The sequence below is a fragment of the Vibrio tasmaniensis genome, assembly GCF_024347635.1.
GTDB classification, from domain to species: Bacteria; Pseudomonadota; Gammaproteobacteria; order Enterobacterales; family Vibrionaceae; genus Vibrio; species Vibrio tasmaniensis.
This window is the reverse complement of the sequence record NZ_AP025510.1, coordinates 914,076-930,486: the sequence shown is the minus strand read 5'-3', so window position 1 is coordinate 930,486 and position 16,411 is coordinate 914,076. Positions and strand designations below refer to the sequence as shown.

The window sequence follows — 16,411 nt, the reverse complement described above, 5'->3', positions numbered from 1 at the left end:
AACTCCAATGTAACGTGATTGTTACACTACACTTCTAGGCCTGTGGGGATATAGACTTTGACTTCCAAGCCACCTTGGGGGGAGTTGCGAATAATGAGATCTCCGCCATGTCCGTGCAGGATATTTCGGCAGATGCCGAGGCCTAAACCGTGTCCTTGGTCGTCGGTTGCTAACCTAAAGTAGGGTTCGAAAACCAACTCTAACTTGTCTTCTGGAATACCATTACCACGGTCTTGAATAGTCACGACAACCCAAAGCTCATCACCACTAACTTCCACGACAGCTGACGAACCATACTTAACCGCGTTGTCAATTAAGTTGGTCAGTACACGCTTAATCGCCAGTGGTTTCGCGACTAGTGGCTCAATGACGACAGGCTCGAACTCAACTTTTGTCTGATACTGGTTATGAGATTCAATCACAGAAAGTACCATTTCGTTGAGGTCAATAATGGCATTATTCTCGTGTAGATCGGTGTCTCTTACCGCTTGCAAAGCACCTTTAACCATCATCTCAAGTTCATCGAGATCTTTATTGAATTTGTCTTTCTTTACTTCACTCTCCAACAACTCTGCACGCAACCTAAGACGTGTTATTGGTGTCTTTAAGTCATGGGAGATAGCCGAGAACAAGTGCTCTCGGTCGGCAACATAGCGACGAATCCGTTGCTGCATGCGATTAAAGGCTCGAGTGGCAGTGACCAGTTCCGTTGCCCCTTCTTCATTAAGCGGAGGCTGCTGAATATCCATGCTCATCTCATTAGCCGCTCTTGCTAACTTTTTAAGAGGGCGAACCTGGCGACGAATCATAAAATAGGTAAGTACGAGCAGAATGAGTGTCGAGGAAACTAAGAAAATGACTTGCTCACGACCAAGAATCGTATCGTCGAGCTTTACGTATGGCGCAGGCAACAGTGCCGCAATATACACCCATTCATGACTGGTCAATTCTATCTGAACAACCAAAATAGGTGGATTAAGAGGCTCTAAGGTTAAAGTATGATGTGCCCACGATCGCGGGAGATCGCTTAAATAGATATCATTTTTGAGCAAACGAAGGTGCTCAGGACGAGAGAAATCAACCCGCACTGACGCCACTTTATTGAGTTTGCTACTCAAAACACTTTCTATGGCCTCAATTGAGGCAGTTTTTAAGCGGGTATCGGGAATCGGCTCGACAATCAAAGCCTCTTTATTGAAAGAAACGAAGAAACGCGTACCGCCCATATTCCGTATTTGATCCAACACGATATGACGATATTTAACGGGTAGAGATTGGAAAAAAGTCACCGTTGAAGCAAACATGTTCGCCATGCTCGACGAGGCAGAACGAATCCCTTCCAGCTCTTTGTGTTTTGATTCGCTATACCAGATAGACGTTGCGATGCCCTGAGCTATTACCACGGCTAACAGCGTCAACAATAAGGTTCTTGCGACTAACGAATTTGGTTTCAACCAACTCATCCAGTTCATACGAGATATTTCATCCGGAATACTTCATTGGAAATATTTTATTAGCGTTACTTAATTAACAGTAGGTCATGCTTAGTGTTCATACTGAACCGGCACAGCAAGAATGTAGCCGTTACCGCGCATGGTTTTGATGTAATGAGGGTATTTGCCACTGTCACCCAATCGACTTCTCAGGCGACTAAGCTGCACATCAATACCACGTTCAAACGGCAGCGCTTCACGGCCTCTGGTCGCAAAAGAGATAGTATCCCGGTCGAGAACTTCGTTAGGTCGAGTTAAGAACAACATCAACAAAGAAAAATCACTGCCCGACAAGTCCATCTCTTCTGAGCTTTCATTGTGGGAAATTCGATGTGCGAGCGTATCAAGCGTCCAATCACCAAAAATAATCTGCTTTGGCAGTGCATCATTGGGTTTGTCATCGACTACTTGAACACGGCGTAACAGCGCTTTGATTCGAGCCATTAACTGACGAGGGCTAAACGGCTTGGCAATATAGTCATCGGCACCAATTTCCAACCCGATAATCTGATCGGTTTCATCCGATACCGCAGTCAGCATTATGATAGGCACATTCGATTGCTTTCGTACTCGCTGACACAAGGTAAAACCGTCGTCACCGGGGAGCATCACATCAAGCAGAATCAGGTCTGGATAACCATTGCTTTGCAGATAAGTTTCGAGTTCAACACCATCTCCCACCGAAGAAACATCGAAGCCCGATTTTGTGAGGTACTCTTCCAGCAGCTCGCAGATTTCTTGATCATCATCCACCACGAGAATTCGAGTATTTGTTGGCATCGCCCAAACCTATTAAATTTACAACTTATTCACACAGTGTATAGGCTAGCCGAATGTTTGATTATTGACATGTTTGTAAAGTTAGAAGAACGAACAGATAAAGATCACAACTTAGTGACCTCTATCTGTACTTAGCGACTCAAAGAATCATTAAAGGCTAAGAAGAACAACTGATCTCCATGGCTTTGCCCCACTCAGGAGGCAGAGCTGCAAGGTGTTCATAGTCAGGATGTTCTGCATAAGGATCTGCAAGTACCACCATCAAAGCATCAATGTCGCTGCTATCACCGCGTTCCGCTTTGTCTATGGCGAGTTGGGCAAGGTAGTTTCTGAGGATGTATTTCGGGTTTACTTGTCGCATCTTTTCGCAGCGCTCTACCACTGAACTTTCTTCCAATTCGCAGCGTTGTAAATAGTTATCTACCCATAGCTTCGCCGCCTCGCGATCGATAACCAAATCAATCACGTCCTGTGGCGGCAAGGTATCCAAGTTCGACAACGTTCTAAAGAACCTTGGGTAATCGACTTTGTTTTGCGACATCAGCTCGAACAACGCTTCAAACAAGCGACTGTCACCTTCGTGTTTCGAAAGCAATCCCAACTTACGACGCATCAACTGGCTAAAATAACCATTCATTTGTGGTTCGTACTGCTCTAACGCGGCCTCTAAATCGGCCTTATCCACCAATGGAGAAAGTGAGTGCGCCAGTGCCGATAGGTTCCACAATCCAATTCGAGGTTGTTGGTTGAAAGCGTAACGACCTTGGTAATCCGAATGATTACAGATCAATCTTGGATCGTATTCGTCAAGGAATGCGAATGGGCCATAATCGAAGGTTTGCCCGATGATCGACATGTTATCCGTATTCATGACTCCGTGAGCAAAACCATTCGCTTGCCACAACGCGACCATTTCCGCAGTACGATCAACAATCTCATTAAACATAGCAGCGTAGGGTTTCTCAGCATCCAAACACTCAGGGAAGTGCCATTCAATCACTTTATCAGCCAGTAACTTATGCTCAGCTAATTGATTGGTATAAAACAAGTGCTCAAAGTGACCAAATCGAATGTGAGATTCTGCAGCACGTACCAGTAATGCACCCCACTCTTGCTTCTCACGATAAACAGGCGTGTCACTGGTCATCATTGCCAATGCGCGAGTGGTTGGGATATTGAGACCCGCCATTGCTTCACTACATAAATACTCACGCACCGTTGAGCGAATAACCGCACGGCCATCGCCCATGCGTGAATAGGGGGTTTTTCCTGCACCTTTCAGGTGTAAATCGAACGTTTCACCACTTTTAGCGACAACTTGTGCTAAAAGCAACCCTCTTCCATCACCTAAATCAGGGTTATAAGAGCCAAACTGATGGCCTGCGTATTTCATTGCTACCGGCGAGAATGGCTCAGGTTCAACATTGCCAGATAACGTCTCAAGCAACTCCTCGGAAGCCCCCTCAAATGACGGAAAGCCGAGTTCATTCGCAAGGTTATGGTTCCATGCGAGCCATTGGACATTGCTGAGCGGTGTAGGTTGAATTGGGGTATAGAACAGTCGAGGTAATGCAGTAAATCGATTGTTAAATGAAATAGAATCCCAGACAGACATGAGAGGCACACTGTAGATAAAAGATGATTTAAGATTATCACAGTTTGATAACAACTTCAGATGCGGTTACGCGATGAACTTATGAGAGAAGATGACTTAGCTGTTTTACGAAGAGGAAAAGTTAAGTGGCTAGCCTGATGAGAAAAGCCACATTTATAAGAAAAAGAGTTCTGACTTTGAAGACGTTTTGACAAGTGTGTTCATAATAAAAACTGAAAATATAGAGCCAAAAAATAGCTACATTAGAGCAAGAATACCCAGAAGAGAAAGGGTAGAGAAAATCCAAGTACGACTGATTACGCCAAAATTACTGTGTTGAATCATTTCTTGATGCTGCATATGTCTCTCCTGAGAACGTGATGATGTAACACCAATATATCGACTTTTCGCTAAAAGCAGCAAGCACATTAATATTAACCTTTTATGACAGCCTGAATAATTTTCCGTAACTATTCAGGCCTTTGATAAATTAAAAATTACGCTCTGCTTGTCGTAGAAAGTAGCGCCCCAGCACTGATAAAGACACCACCAGTCACACGATTAAAAACCTTAGCTCTACCTTTAGCAAACAACCAATTTGATGATTTAGCACCTAGGTAGGCGTAGAGCAATAACCAAGACAATTCCATCACAACGAAGGTTAAAGCGAACACCACAAATTGAGGAAATAGCGCTATCGATGGGTCAATAAACTGAGGAAAAAGTGCGGTAAAGAACAGGATAGCTTTTGGGTTACTCGCACCAACAATAAAGCCACTGACATAATGCTGTGCAGCGCTTTCTTTAACAGGTTGAGAGCCGGCTTGTTGATTCGATAACTTGTCGTAATCTTGCTGACTCGATCGTAACGACTTCCAACCGAGATAAATAAGGTAAGCAGCCCCCGTCCACTTAATGATATTAAACACCACTTCTGACGAAGCAATGATCACCCCTAAACCGGTAAAAGATAAGGTTAGGATTCCGGTAATGGCAGTCACGCTACCCAAGGCGGTAAATATCGATAACTTAAAGCCAGATTGCACACCCTTAGTCATGCACAACAAAGAGCTTGGCCCGGGCGAAGCTGTCAAAACCAGCACCGCTAATAAATAATAAATCCATGTATCAAAGGTCATCGCGAATTCTCCCTAATTCACTAAAGCGACTAAATGTTGAGCACCAATATGTGATAGTTATTCATATTAAGCAACTAAATACTGAGCCTAACATCTTCGATATCGGTGAAAATCCCCTTAATATCGGCAATAAAAAACGCCATGCATTGCTGCATGGCGTTTAAGTTCAAACGTTTCAAATAGAACGTCTTACAAAGTTCTAACCTTAAGTTTCCAGCTTAATCTCTTAGCTAAATCCTTAAGCTAACAACTAACAGTAACCTAGTCTTTATAGATAGAAAACTCATCAGCGCAAGCAACAAGCTGCTCACGAGTGATCATGAATACGCCATGACCACCGTTAGAGAATTCAATCCAAGTGAATGGAATCTCTGGGTACTGATCCATCATGTGAACCATTGAGTTGCCCACTTCACAGATAAGAATACCGTCGTCAGTTAGGTAATCAGGTGCGTTAGCTAAGATGCGACGAACCAATTTCAGACCATCAGTACCCGCTGCTAGGCCAAGTTCTGGCTCGTGAGTAAACTCATCTGGCAGGCTGTTCATATCTTCTTCGTCCACGTAAGGTGGGTTAGATACGATCAGGTTGTATTTCTCTTTTGGCAAATCACGGAAAAGATCTGAACGGATTGGGAACACTTGCTGCTCCATGCCGTGATCTTGAACGTTCTGCTCTGCAACTTGCAATGCGTCTGTAGAGATATCAATCGCATCTACTTCAGCGTCAGGGAATGCATGAGCACAAGCAATAGCAATACAACCACTACCCGTACACATATCCATGATGCGAGTTGGCTCTTCAATTAACCAAGGTTGGAATTGAGCTTCGATCAGCTCACCAATTGGAGAACGAGGCACAAGAACGCGCTCATCAACGAAGAACTCAAGGCCACAGAACCAAGCTTTATTGGTTAAGTAAGCCGTTGGTGTACGCTCATTGATACGCTTGATTACGCGCTCAACAATACGCAGACGTTCGCTGCTCGTTAGACGAGAGTTCATCACATGCGAAGGAACATCAATCGGCAGATAAAGAGTAGGTAAAATTAGTTGTACCGCCTCATCCCACGCGTTATCAGTGCCGTGACCATAAAATAGGCCCGCTGCGTTAAAGCGACTAACAGTCCAACGAATCACATCTTGAAGCGTGTGTAGTTCTGATACCGCTTCTTCTACAAAAATCTTATCCAAAATTGTCTCCGAAAAGCGCTACAATACTGCTAATTACGTTTCTAATTAGAATTCATAACCTGATGAGCAAAAAAGACACCGACTTCGATGACGATTTCGCCCTGTTCAACGATGCAGTAAAGGGCGTTAAAAAGTTGCAACAGGATACCATAGTCCAGCAGCCAAAAAGAAATGCCAAGCAAAAAGAAATTACTCGAACGGCAAGACAAGCCAGTGATAGCGAGTTTTATTTCTCGGATGAGTTCATTCCGCATCTTAGCGAAGATGGGCCGACACGTTATGCGCGCGATGATGTCTCTAAATATGAGGTGAAGCGCTTACGTCGTGGTGTCTACGTACCTGATGTGTATCTTGATATGCACGGTATGACGCAGCAGGAAGCCAAACGAGAACTTGGCGCGATGATTGCTCACTGTATTAAAGAAAGTGTGGCATGTGCCTGTGTACAGCACGGTATTGGTAAACACATCCTTAAACAGAAAGTGCCTTTATGGTTGGCGCAACACCCAGATGTGATGGCTTTTCACCAAGCACCTTTAGAGTTCGGCGGCCATGGGGCGCTACTGGTTTTACTTGCTATCCCAGATAAATAGCCATCGACTTGCTCTTTATTCTAAAAAGTACGTCCAGCACCTTGTCGCTTGGTGGGAATGGTCCGTTAGAAACAACAAAGGGCATCTCAATAATCATGAAGTGCCCTTTTATTTATCTTGAGAAAACGGTCTCAGCTATGGATTAATGTTCCAAAGCAACTCGCCTTTTTGTTTTTCAAGGTCGAATTCAATACACGCAAGCCCTGAGGTTGGGAACATAGGAGGCGCCATACCCGTCGCAAATTCAGCCGTTAAATAGCCCACTAGAGGTAAATGAGAAACAAATAAAATGGTCTCTAGCTTTTCTACTTCAGCCATTGCTATGGTCAAATCAAACACATCGTCAGACATACCATAAGGCGTAATATCATCACAGGTTTCTACTTTCTTTCCAGAAAATGCCTGAGAGATTTCTAACCACGTTTCTTGTGCCCTTAGATATGGGCTCACAAGCACTTTATCGAACTGGCTAAATCCTTGCTCATTTGCAGCTTGAGCTACCGCAAGAGACGCCATTTTACCGCGCTTCGTTAACGCTCGTTCTGCATCCGAGTTAGCAAAATGTTCTGCTTCACCGTGGCGCATTATGAATATTTTCATGTTCAGTCCTGTCTACGTAACATTTCGAAAGTCGATATATCCTATATATCAGCGATACGCTACTTAGCGTTTGGCTCTCAAACTAGAGAAAACGCAGTCTATATAAATAATTATATCAAGTCACTTGCTAAAGAGTTCGACTTTCTTAACAATCTTATTAAAAGAAAATAAATCACTGATAAAAATCGATAAAAGTGATTTAGAAGTCGCCAAAAAGCACTTCATATCCCAAAATATGATCGCGAGGTTTGCACCTTAAATCATCGCGTACATAATTTAAAAACCACCTTCTCTGGAGATGCATCTGTGCATTTAAGCCCTAATGATGAACATCAATACCGTTACGTAACATTGGATAACGGGTTGAGAGTACTGTTAGTTCACGATCAGAACGCTCAAAAAGCTGCAGCCGCACTCGCCGTTAATGTCGGGCATTTTGATGACCCTGCAGATCGAGAGGGATTAGCTCACTACTTAGAGCATATGCTATTTTTGGGAACTGAAAAGTATCCAAAGGTCGGAGAGTTCCAAAGTTTTATCAGCCAGCATGGCGGTAGCAACAACGCTTGGACAGGAACCGAACACACCTGCTTCTTTTTTGATGTTGAATTGAATGCCTTTGAAAATGCACTCGATCGCTTCAGCCAGTTTTTTACCGCCCCCCTGTTCAACGAAGAAGCATTAGACAAAGAACGCCAAGCCGTTGATTCTGAGTATAAAATGAAACTCAACGACGACTCGCGACGCTTATACCAAGTGACCAAAGAGTTGGTAAATCACAATCACCCATTCTCGAAATTTTCTGTCGGCAATATCGATACGTTGGGTGACCGAAACGGCGAGACGATTCGACAAGAGATTTTAGCTTTCCACCAGCAACAGTACTCAGCAGATTTAATGACACTGACATTGTCTGGCAACCAATCATTAGATGAGATGCAAAGTTGGGTGGAGAATCGTTTTAACTCAATCACCAATCACAACCTACAAGGTAAAAAGGTTGAAGTGCCTATTATTGGCGAGTTAAGCACGGGCGTTCAAGTTCGCGTTGAGCCGATAAAAGAAGTGCGCAAACTTATCTTAACCTTCCCGATGCCAAGCATGGACGAACACTATGGTATTAAGCCATTGTCATTCTTTGCACACCTTTTAGGTTATGAAGGGGAAGGTAGCTTGATGATGCAGTTAAAAGAGAAAGGTTGGATAACCTCACTCTCGGCTGGTGGCGGAGCAAGCGGCAGTAACTACCGTGATTTCACAGTCAGTTGCTCATTAACCATCGAAGGTTTAACCAAAACCGATAACATCATTCAAGCAGTGTTCCAGTACATTAAGTTGATTGAACAACAAGGTATTGAAGAGTGGCGTTACCTCGAAAAGCGAGCTGTTTTGGAATCAGCCTTCCGCTTTCAAGAGCCTTCAAGACCACTTGATGTCGTCAGCCATCTAGTGATCAACATGCAGCATTACCAAGAGCAAGATATGGTGTATGGCGATTACAAAATGTCGCATTTCGACGAAGAGTTACAACGCTCTTTGCTTCGCTACTTATCCGTCGACAACATGCGGAGCACCATCGTAGCTCAAGGCTTCGAGTATGACAGAGAAGCGAAGTGGTACTTTACACCCTACTCTGTTACGCCTTTTGGCGCTGAGCAAATTCAATGCTTTACGTGCATCAACCCCAGTTGGCAGTTCGAGCTTCCAAATAAAAACCCGTTTATTTGCTACGATTTAGACCCGGCTGAACTCGAAGGTGACGCTAAGTACCCGCAACTGTTAGAAGAGTTAGACGGTTTTAAACTGTGGCATCTACAAGATCATCAATTTCGAGTACCTAAAGGTGTGGTGTATATCGCTATAGATAGCCCACACTCAGTGGCCACCCCGAGAAACATCGTTAAAACACGCTTGTGTGTAGAGATGTTCTTAGACTCACTTGAAAAAGATACGTATCAAGCTGAGATAGCTGGTATGGGGTACAACATGTATACCCATCAAGGTGGTGTCACACTGACTCTTTCTGGGTTCAGTGAAAAGCAACCACAGTTGCTCAATATGATCCTTGAGCATTTTCAAGCTCGTAACTTTAGTCCAGCACGCTTCGAAACGATTAAGCATCAATTGCTCAGAAACTGGAATAACGCGTCGCAAGACCGTCCTATTTCTCAGTTGTTCAATGCGATGACGGGAATCTTACAGCCAAATAACCCACCCTATTCCGTTTTAATTGAAGCGCTGGAAACAATCGAAGTCGATGAGCTTTCTTGTTTTGTTCAAGCTATTTTGGCTGAACTGCATGTCGAAATGTTTGTGTATGGTGACTGGAAAAAAGCTGACGCGTATAAGATGGCTGAAACGCTAAAAGATGCATTGCGTGTTCAAGATCAAGCGTACGAAGAGTCACTGCGCCCTTTAATTATGTTGGGTGATAATGGTAGTTTCCAACGCGAAGTAGTGTGTAATCAAGATGATTCAGCCATTGTGGTTTACTACCAATGCTCAGATATATCACCTACAAATATTGCACTGTATTCATTGGCAAACCACTTGATGTCAGCCACTTTCTTCCATGAGATACGTACTAAACAGCAGCTAGGTTATATGGTCGGCACTGGTAATATGCCGTTGAACCGACACCCAGGAATTGTGTTGTATGTGCAATCGCCTAATGCTGCCCCGGCAGACTTGTTAGCCTCAATAGATGAGTTCCTCAATGCCTTTTACATGGTGCTGTTAGAGCTTAACGACTATCAATGGCACAGCAGTAAACGCGGCCTCTGGAATCAAATTTCAACGCCAGACACCACCTTGCGAGGACGTGCTCAACGCTTATGGGTTGCCATAGGCAATAAGGATTGGGAATTCAATCAGAGGGATCGCGTGTTAGAAGAGCTCAAAGGTCTGACTCGCTCTGATATGATGCGTTTTGTGGTTAGCCAACTTAAACCTCGTACAGCGAATCGTCTGATTATGCATGCGCACGGCAATGCTCATAATGAGGAAGATAAGTTGTCGGTAGGTGTTGAGATTGGCTCAATTGATGAGTTTCAGTTACGCCCGAAAGACTGTGAGCTTGGCTAGTCATTCCGGACGAAAAATCAGAAGGTTGATGTAAAAACATCAACCTTTTTTATTGGGTCAAGCACAAAAGCAGATCTCCTATTGCGCTCCTCCGTCGCTTTAGGAGATGACGGTAGTTTTGATTGCGATGTGTTTGACCACCTTTATTATCAACGCAATAACTTACTTTTTATCTCCCTCCATCATTCCCGAGAAGGAGCAACGACTTAATCTGGAATCTCCGCCACCAAGCCAATATTATCAGACAGAACACATCCCTCTCCTCGTCATTCCCGAGAGGGAGGAACGACTGAGTCGGGACTATCCCACACCAGGCTAACACTACCCGACAGAACACATCACTACCCCGTCATTCCCGAGAAGGAGGAACGACTGAGTCGGGAATCTCCTTCCTTTCGCATGTTCCCATAAAAATAAAGCCCGCATCAATTGCTTGATACGGGCTTGATAATTAATGTCCTAGAACGTTACCTGTAGAGAGAGTTACTTATAAAAAGACTCATCCAAGCCAGCTCGTGTCAGTAGGCCATCACATGGCGCGAAACGATCACCGTACTTCTTAGCGAAGTCGTTCATCATCTCTACCAGTGACTTAATACCGATTTGATCCATATAACGGAACGGACCACCTAGGAATGGAGGGAAACCGATACCGAAAATCGCACCAATATCGCCATCTCGTGGGCTACGGATAATACCGTCATCAAGACAACGAACGGCTTCGTTGAGCATAGGTAGCACACAGCGCATTGCGATGTCTTTATCACTCAACTTAGGGTCAGGTTGCAGTTTAAGCAGCTTGTAAACTGACTTATCGACTTCCTTTTTCTTCCCTTTGTAAGTGTAGAAACCTTTACCACTCTTACGACCTTTACGGTTGTCATTCAAAAGAATGTCGAATACATCAGGGCCTTGGAAACGTTCGCCTAATTCATTAACCAGGATCGGGATGATCTTCGCACCGATATCAACACCCACCTCGTCTAACAAAGTAATTGGGCCAACCGGGAAACCGAAATCCAACAATGTGCTGTCGAGCTTTTCAATCGGCTCATTTGCCAATAACAGATGCGCAGCTTCATTCATGTACGGAGCAAGGATACGATTCACGTAGAAACCTGCCGTGTCTTTAACAACAATCGGCGTTTTACCTTGCTTCTTCGCTAATGCAACCACCGTCGAAATCGTCTCTTCTGACGTTGTTTCATGAGGGATCACCTCAACTAACGGCATTTTTTCTGCAGGACTGAAGTAGTGAAGACCGACTACGTTTTCTGGACGCTGCGCCTTCTCTGCAATCTTATGGATCGGCAGTGAAGAAGTATTCGTCGCGAAGATAGTCTCTGGCTTAGCATTGGCTTCAATGTCTGCAACCATTGATTGCTTAAGGTCGAGATCTTCAAATACCGCTTCAATCACCACATCGGTGTGGTTAAAACTCGTAAAGTCGATACCACCAGACAGTTGTAACATCTTACTTTCAAGACCCGCTCGACTCAGAATACGACGTTTACGCTGCTTATCGAACAACTTGAAGTTGTAGTTAAGTGCGTTGAGCACACCTTCATTTGATACGTCTTTAATACGAACCGGTACTTTCGCTTTTGCAACGCTGACATGACTGATACCAGCGCCCATTAGACCGCCGCCTAGAACACCTACACGCTTAACCGCTTTTGGTTCCGCGTCTGCACCGTGCTCTTTTTTCATTTCAGTGGTGGCAAAGAAAATCGAACGAAGGGCTTTAGATTCTGCCGTCATTACCAGTTCAGAGAAACGCTTCGCTTCATACTGAAGGCCTTTATCAAAGCCGTTCTCAAGGCCATACCGGATCACATCAAGAATCGCATCAGCTGCAGGGTAATTACCGCGCGTTTTCTGATTCGTTTTCTTTGAAGCCTGTTCGAAAATCATTTTTCGACCAAGGTTATTTCGTGAGATTAGCTTTTCCTTAGTCGAAGCCTGAACTTTAGACGCAAGACGCTTACCTTTTTTACTGCCTGAGTTCTTTTCGACAAAGCTCTTAGCAACTTCAAGCAAGATAGTTTCTGGCACGCAAGCATCCACAACGCCGAGCGATTTCGCTTTTTTAGCGCGCAGTTGCTTGCCCGTAAGAATAAGGTCAAGAGAAGGCAGTAAACCGATAAGGCGAGGCAGGCGTTGTGTACCACCAGAGCCAGGTAATAAGCCTAACTGCACTTCTGGTAAGCCAAGACGGGTCTTGTCGGAATCAGTACATACACGATAATCACATGCAAGTGCGAGCTCTAAACCACCACCTAAACATGGACCATGTATCGCAGCAACCACTGGGTAAGGCAAATCAGATAATGTTTGGAACATCTCTTGCCCTTGGCGAGCGAGAGACTGTGCTTCATCAGCGGTTTTGCACGCATCAAGCATTCGAACATCAGCACCAGCGATAAAGTTATCTGGCTTCAATGAATGTACGATCAAGCCTTTAACTCGGCTTTGCTTTTCTTTTAGTTGCACGAAGATGGCTTTCATTTCTTCAGCAAACGCCGCTTGGAGCGTGTTCATTTTCTCGTTTGGCACATCGATCGCAAGCCATGCAATATCTTGCTCATCGATAGTTAAAGAAAACGCGGTCGCCGGTTTTACGGCTTCATCGTTTGAAACCGTCTTGTCACTTTTAGATACAGTCACTGGCTTTGAATCCGTTTTTTTGACTGCTTTCTTTTCTTTTTTCACATCAAGAGTCGTAGACATTATTCCACCTCCAAGATCATTGCTGCACCTAAGCCACCAGCCGCACAAGCCGTATTCAATGCTAGGCCACCACCACGACGTTTAAGTTCACGCAGTGTCTGAGTCATCATGCGCGCGCCAGTTGCTGCAAACGGGTGTCCGTAGGCAATTGAGCTACCCAGCACGTTAAACTTATCCATATCAATCTCACCGATCGCTTTGTCACGGCCAAGATTCTTCTGAGCAAACTCATCGCTTGCGAACATTTTGACGTTAGCTAGAACTTGAGCTGCAAACGCTTCGTGCATCTCAATCAATGTTAGGTCTGATAATTCTAGGCCTGTGTTCTTCAATACTTGAGAGGTCGCGTACGTCGGACCCATCAACATATCCGTTTCAACACCAATCGCTGAGAATGCGTAGCCACGGATATAACCAAGCACTTCTAAGCCTAGCTCTTTCGCTTTGCCTTCGCGCATCAACATCACTGCAGCACCACCATCGGTAAGAGGCGTGGCATTAGCTGCCGTTACACTGCCGTATTGTCTGTCGAATGCAGGGCGCAATTTAGCGTAACCTTCAACCGTCGAGTCGTGGCGAATGTTGTTGTCTTCTGCTAGGTACTTTTTATAAGGCGCGGGGAATGCCGTCATCACTTCGTCTTTAATCTTGCCTTCTTTCCATGCTTGAGAAGCCAAAGAGTGAGAACGGTGAGCAAGTGCATCTTGAGCTTCGCGAGTAATACCATGTGTCTTAGCCATCTGCTCAGCAGTTTGTCCCATAGACAAACCTGTCGAGTATTCTGCGACTGCGGGTGGTACTGGCATCAAATCTTTGACTGAAAATGTTTTAAGAATCTTCAGTTTTTGACCTATGGTTTTCGTTTTACTCAGTGCTAATAAGTTCGCCGCTAACTTTTTCGAAACACCGATTGGCAATACAGAAGAAGAGTCCGCACCGCCCGCAATTCCAACATCAATCGTGCCTGCCATAATGCTCTCGGTCACGTTAACTGCAGCTTGGAAGCTAGTCGCACATGCTCGCGTCACACTGTAGGCATCAGTATTAATGTCCATACCTGTACCCAATACGATTTCACGTGCAATGTTCGGTGCTTCTGGCATTTGCACTACTTGGCCGAACACCACTTGTTCGATAAGCGCAGGATCGACATCAGTTCTTGCAAGCATTTCGCTCACCACCATTTTGCCTAGGTCAACCGCAGGCACTTGGCTAAATTCTGTACTCTGACGAGCGAATGGGGTTCGTAGTCCAGCGACAACGGCAACACGTTCTCCAGAACGCGTTTTGACTTCCTGTTTGCCCATGGTTTCTCCTTAAGGTTAAGAGGTCTGACCTGAAGCATTGTAAACAAGTTGTTAATTAAATCAAACAGGCGTTTAAATAAACGTGATACGAGTATCCCACTGCTTGAAAATCTAACTGAACATTCAGGCGAACCTTTTTGAGGGAAAGGTTGTCGTAAGATACTAAACTATTGCAAGCAAAGCTGTTATCGCTATGTAAGGAATGGTTTTCTTGAGGCAAAAAAAAACCACACAAAACTGTGTGGTCGGAATGTATATAAAGCAATTAACTTAACGCCAATTGAAATAATCAGTTTCCTGATTAGGAGAAAGTAAAGTCAGCCTTCAAAAGGAAGTGTCGTCTTGCTCAACATGCTAGCCACGAATGACTAACTAGACGACAAGGTGTACTATAGCGTTTTCGAGGGCTTAAATTTTGAAGTAGATCAATTTTAATGTGATTTTACGACTTCCTGCCGACGTTAGCCCTAAAAACGAAACAGCATATATAACGAAGCACAACGTATAGAAGACAGCTATACGCAGAGCAATTATGGAGGCTCGTGTGTCAATAATAAAAATGTTTGGAAAGAAAACAGCCAAGCGTCCGGTCAACTCTGATATGGACAAACAAAGAAAATACGAAGCACTCGTGCGCGCCTATCATCGTGACCTCTTTCGCTATGCCTATTGGCTATGCAAAGACAAAAGCATTGCCGAAGATTTAGTTCAAGAAACTTGCCTTCGTGCATGGAAGTCACTCGATAGCCTACAAGATGAAAAAGCCGCAAAGTCATGGCTGATTACTATCTTGCGCCGCGAGAATGCTCGACGTTTTGAACGCAAACAATTTGATCTGGTTGATATCGACGATCATGGTAACGATGCTAGCATCAGTGATGACCCACATCATCAACACCAATGGTTGCAAGCGCAGATCATGAAACTTGAAATCGAATACCGTGACCCCCTCTTCTTACAAGTGATTGGTGGTTTTAGTGGTGATGAGATCGCCGATATTCTCGATCTTAACAAAAATACGGTGATGACACGTTTATTCAGAGCTCGAAATCAGTTGAAAGAGATGCTGGATACAGAAGAGGCAGAGAGGGGGCAACATAATGGATGATTTGGAATTTCGTCGTCGTGTATTGTCGGAACCTAAGCAACGTACACAAGACATTATTGATGCAGCAGCGAATAGTGAAGCCAATAGTAATTTCTTAGACGATGTACTATCGCTTGATAAACAGATCCATTCAGCATTGAATGTGGATGTGCCAGACGATCTGGCAGATCGTATCCTGTTCAATCAGACCTCAAGCGAAGAGAGCAAAGTAGTAAGGCCTACGTTTGCTCGACGAGCGATGGCAATGGCTGCTTCTGTGGCATTTGTTGCAGGTTTATTGGTTGGTCAAGTTAACTGGGGCAACGCGTTGGTATCTCCAGCTCAAGCAAGCTTGGCGGATACTGCAATGAAACATGTTGTTGATGAAAAGAGCTTCGTTAGTGCACTTGATGAAGATGTATCATCTCAACAAATCAACGCAAAAATGAACCCGTTTGCTTTTCAGTTTGATGAAGCCTTCCCGTACCATGTCTATTACTTGAACCATTGTGGCTTTGGCAAATCCAACGCAATGCACATGGTTTTCCAAGGTGAAAAAGGCAAAGTCACGCTGTTTCTAACTGGGATTCCAACAGACAAATCTATCGACTTTGACGAAAAAGGCATGTCTGGTTCGGTAACTCCGATTGATGACAGCAGTTTGATCCTCGTAGGGGAAGATGGCGAGGATGTCTCTAAAATCGCCGAAAAGCTAACAAAAATGATCAAACCAATGAGCTAATTCGCTCTCAAAAAAACCGTAACCAAAGGCCCAGCAAGTATATCGCTGATATTGCTGGGCTTTATTTA

The 16,411-nt window shown here is 44.4% G+C and carries 12 protein-coding genes; 4 read left to right on the top strand and 8 right to left on the bottom strand.

The window, feature by feature from the left end:
• Window positions 1-26 precede the first annotated feature (26 nt).
• From OCV44_RS04465 to prmB, 5 genes are all read right to left on the bottom strand, one after another.
• Complete coding sequence (locus tag OCV44_RS04465; RefSeq protein ID WP_139685584.1) at window positions 27-1,472, bottom strand: ATP-binding protein; 1,446 nt, start codon at window positions 1,470-1,472, stop codon at window positions 27-29.
• Between the two features lie 72 nt (window positions 1,473-1,544).
• Window positions 1,545-2,273 (bottom strand): response regulator, encoded by a 729-nt coding sequence (locus OCV44_RS04460; protein ID WP_139685585.1) that lies wholly within the window; start codon window positions 2,271-2,273, stop codon window positions 1,545-1,547.
• A 157-nt stretch (window positions 2,274-2,430) separates the two neighbouring features.
• A complete protein-coding gene (locus OCV44_RS04455) occupies window positions 2,431-3,888 on the bottom strand; it encodes a protein adenylyltransferase SelO (RefSeq protein WP_139685586.1) in 1,458 nt (485 codons plus the stop codon).
• A 476-nt stretch (window positions 3,889-4,364) separates the two neighbouring features.
• Entirely contained in the window at window positions 4,365-5,006 is a 642-nt protein-coding gene (locus OCV44_RS04450) for a LysE family translocator (protein WP_139685587.1), read from the bottom strand.
• Between the two features lie 261 nt (window positions 5,007-5,267).
• On the bottom strand, window positions 5,268-6,200 hold the full coding sequence (gene prmB / locus OCV44_RS04445; protein ID WP_009848509.1) for a 50S ribosomal protein L3 N(5)-glutamine methyltransferase: 933 nt from the start codon (window positions 6,198-6,200) through the stop codon (window positions 5,268-5,270).
• Window positions 6,201-6,262: 62 nt separating this feature from the next.
• Between prmB and smrB the strand changes: the two genes are divergently transcribed.
• Window positions 6,263-6,793: an endonuclease SmrB gene (gene smrB / locus OCV44_RS04440; RefSeq protein ID WP_139685588.1), complete on the top strand. Its 531-nt coding sequence runs from the start codon at window positions 6,263-6,265 to the stop codon at window positions 6,791-6,793.
• A gap of 135 nt (window positions 6,794-6,928) precedes the next feature.
• On the opposite strand, the gene sixA is transcribed toward smrB, so the two are convergent.
• Window positions 6,929-7,393, bottom strand: a complete 465-nt coding sequence (gene sixA, locus OCV44_RS04435; RefSeq protein WP_012603460.1) for a phosphohistidine phosphatase SixA — start codon at window positions 7,391-7,393, stop codon at window positions 6,929-6,931.
• Window positions 7,394-7,699: 306 nt separating this feature from the next.
• Between sixA and OCV44_RS04430 the strand changes: the two genes are divergently transcribed.
• Entirely contained in the window at window positions 7,700-10,477 is a 2,778-nt protein-coding gene (locus tag OCV44_RS04430) for an insulinase family protein (protein ID WP_139685589.1), read from the top strand.
• Between the two features lie 483 nt (window positions 10,478-10,960).
• Here OCV44_RS04430 and fadJ read toward each other — a convergent pair whose 3' ends face one another.
• The gene (fadJ, locus tag OCV44_RS04425) at window positions 10,961-13,207 is read right to left on the bottom strand and encodes a fatty acid oxidation complex subunit alpha FadJ (RefSeq protein WP_170213743.1); all 2,247 of its coding nucleotides are present in this window, start codon (window positions 13,205-13,207) and stop codon (window positions 10,961-10,963) included.
• Entirely contained in the window at window positions 13,207-14,514 is a 1,308-nt protein-coding gene (fadI, locus tag OCV44_RS04420) for an acetyl-CoA C-acyltransferase FadI (RefSeq protein WP_139685590.1), read from the bottom strand. The genes fadJ and fadI overlap by 1 nt, the downstream gene beginning before the upstream one ends.
• A 559-nt stretch (window positions 14,515-15,073) precedes the next feature.
• Here fadI and OCV44_RS04415 point away from each other — a divergent pair.
• Window positions 15,074-15,622, top strand: coding sequence for a sigma-70 family RNA polymerase sigma factor (locus tag OCV44_RS04415; RefSeq protein ID WP_211349769.1), 549 nt, complete (start codon window positions 15,074-15,076; stop codon window positions 15,620-15,622).
• A complete protein-coding gene (locus OCV44_RS04410) occupies window positions 15,615-16,343 on the top strand; it encodes a DUF3379 domain-containing protein (protein ID WP_139685592.1) in 729 nt (242 codons plus the stop codon). The genes OCV44_RS04415 and OCV44_RS04410 overlap by 8 nt, the downstream gene beginning before the upstream one ends.
• The last annotated feature ends 68 nt before the right edge of the window (window positions 16,344-16,411 follow it).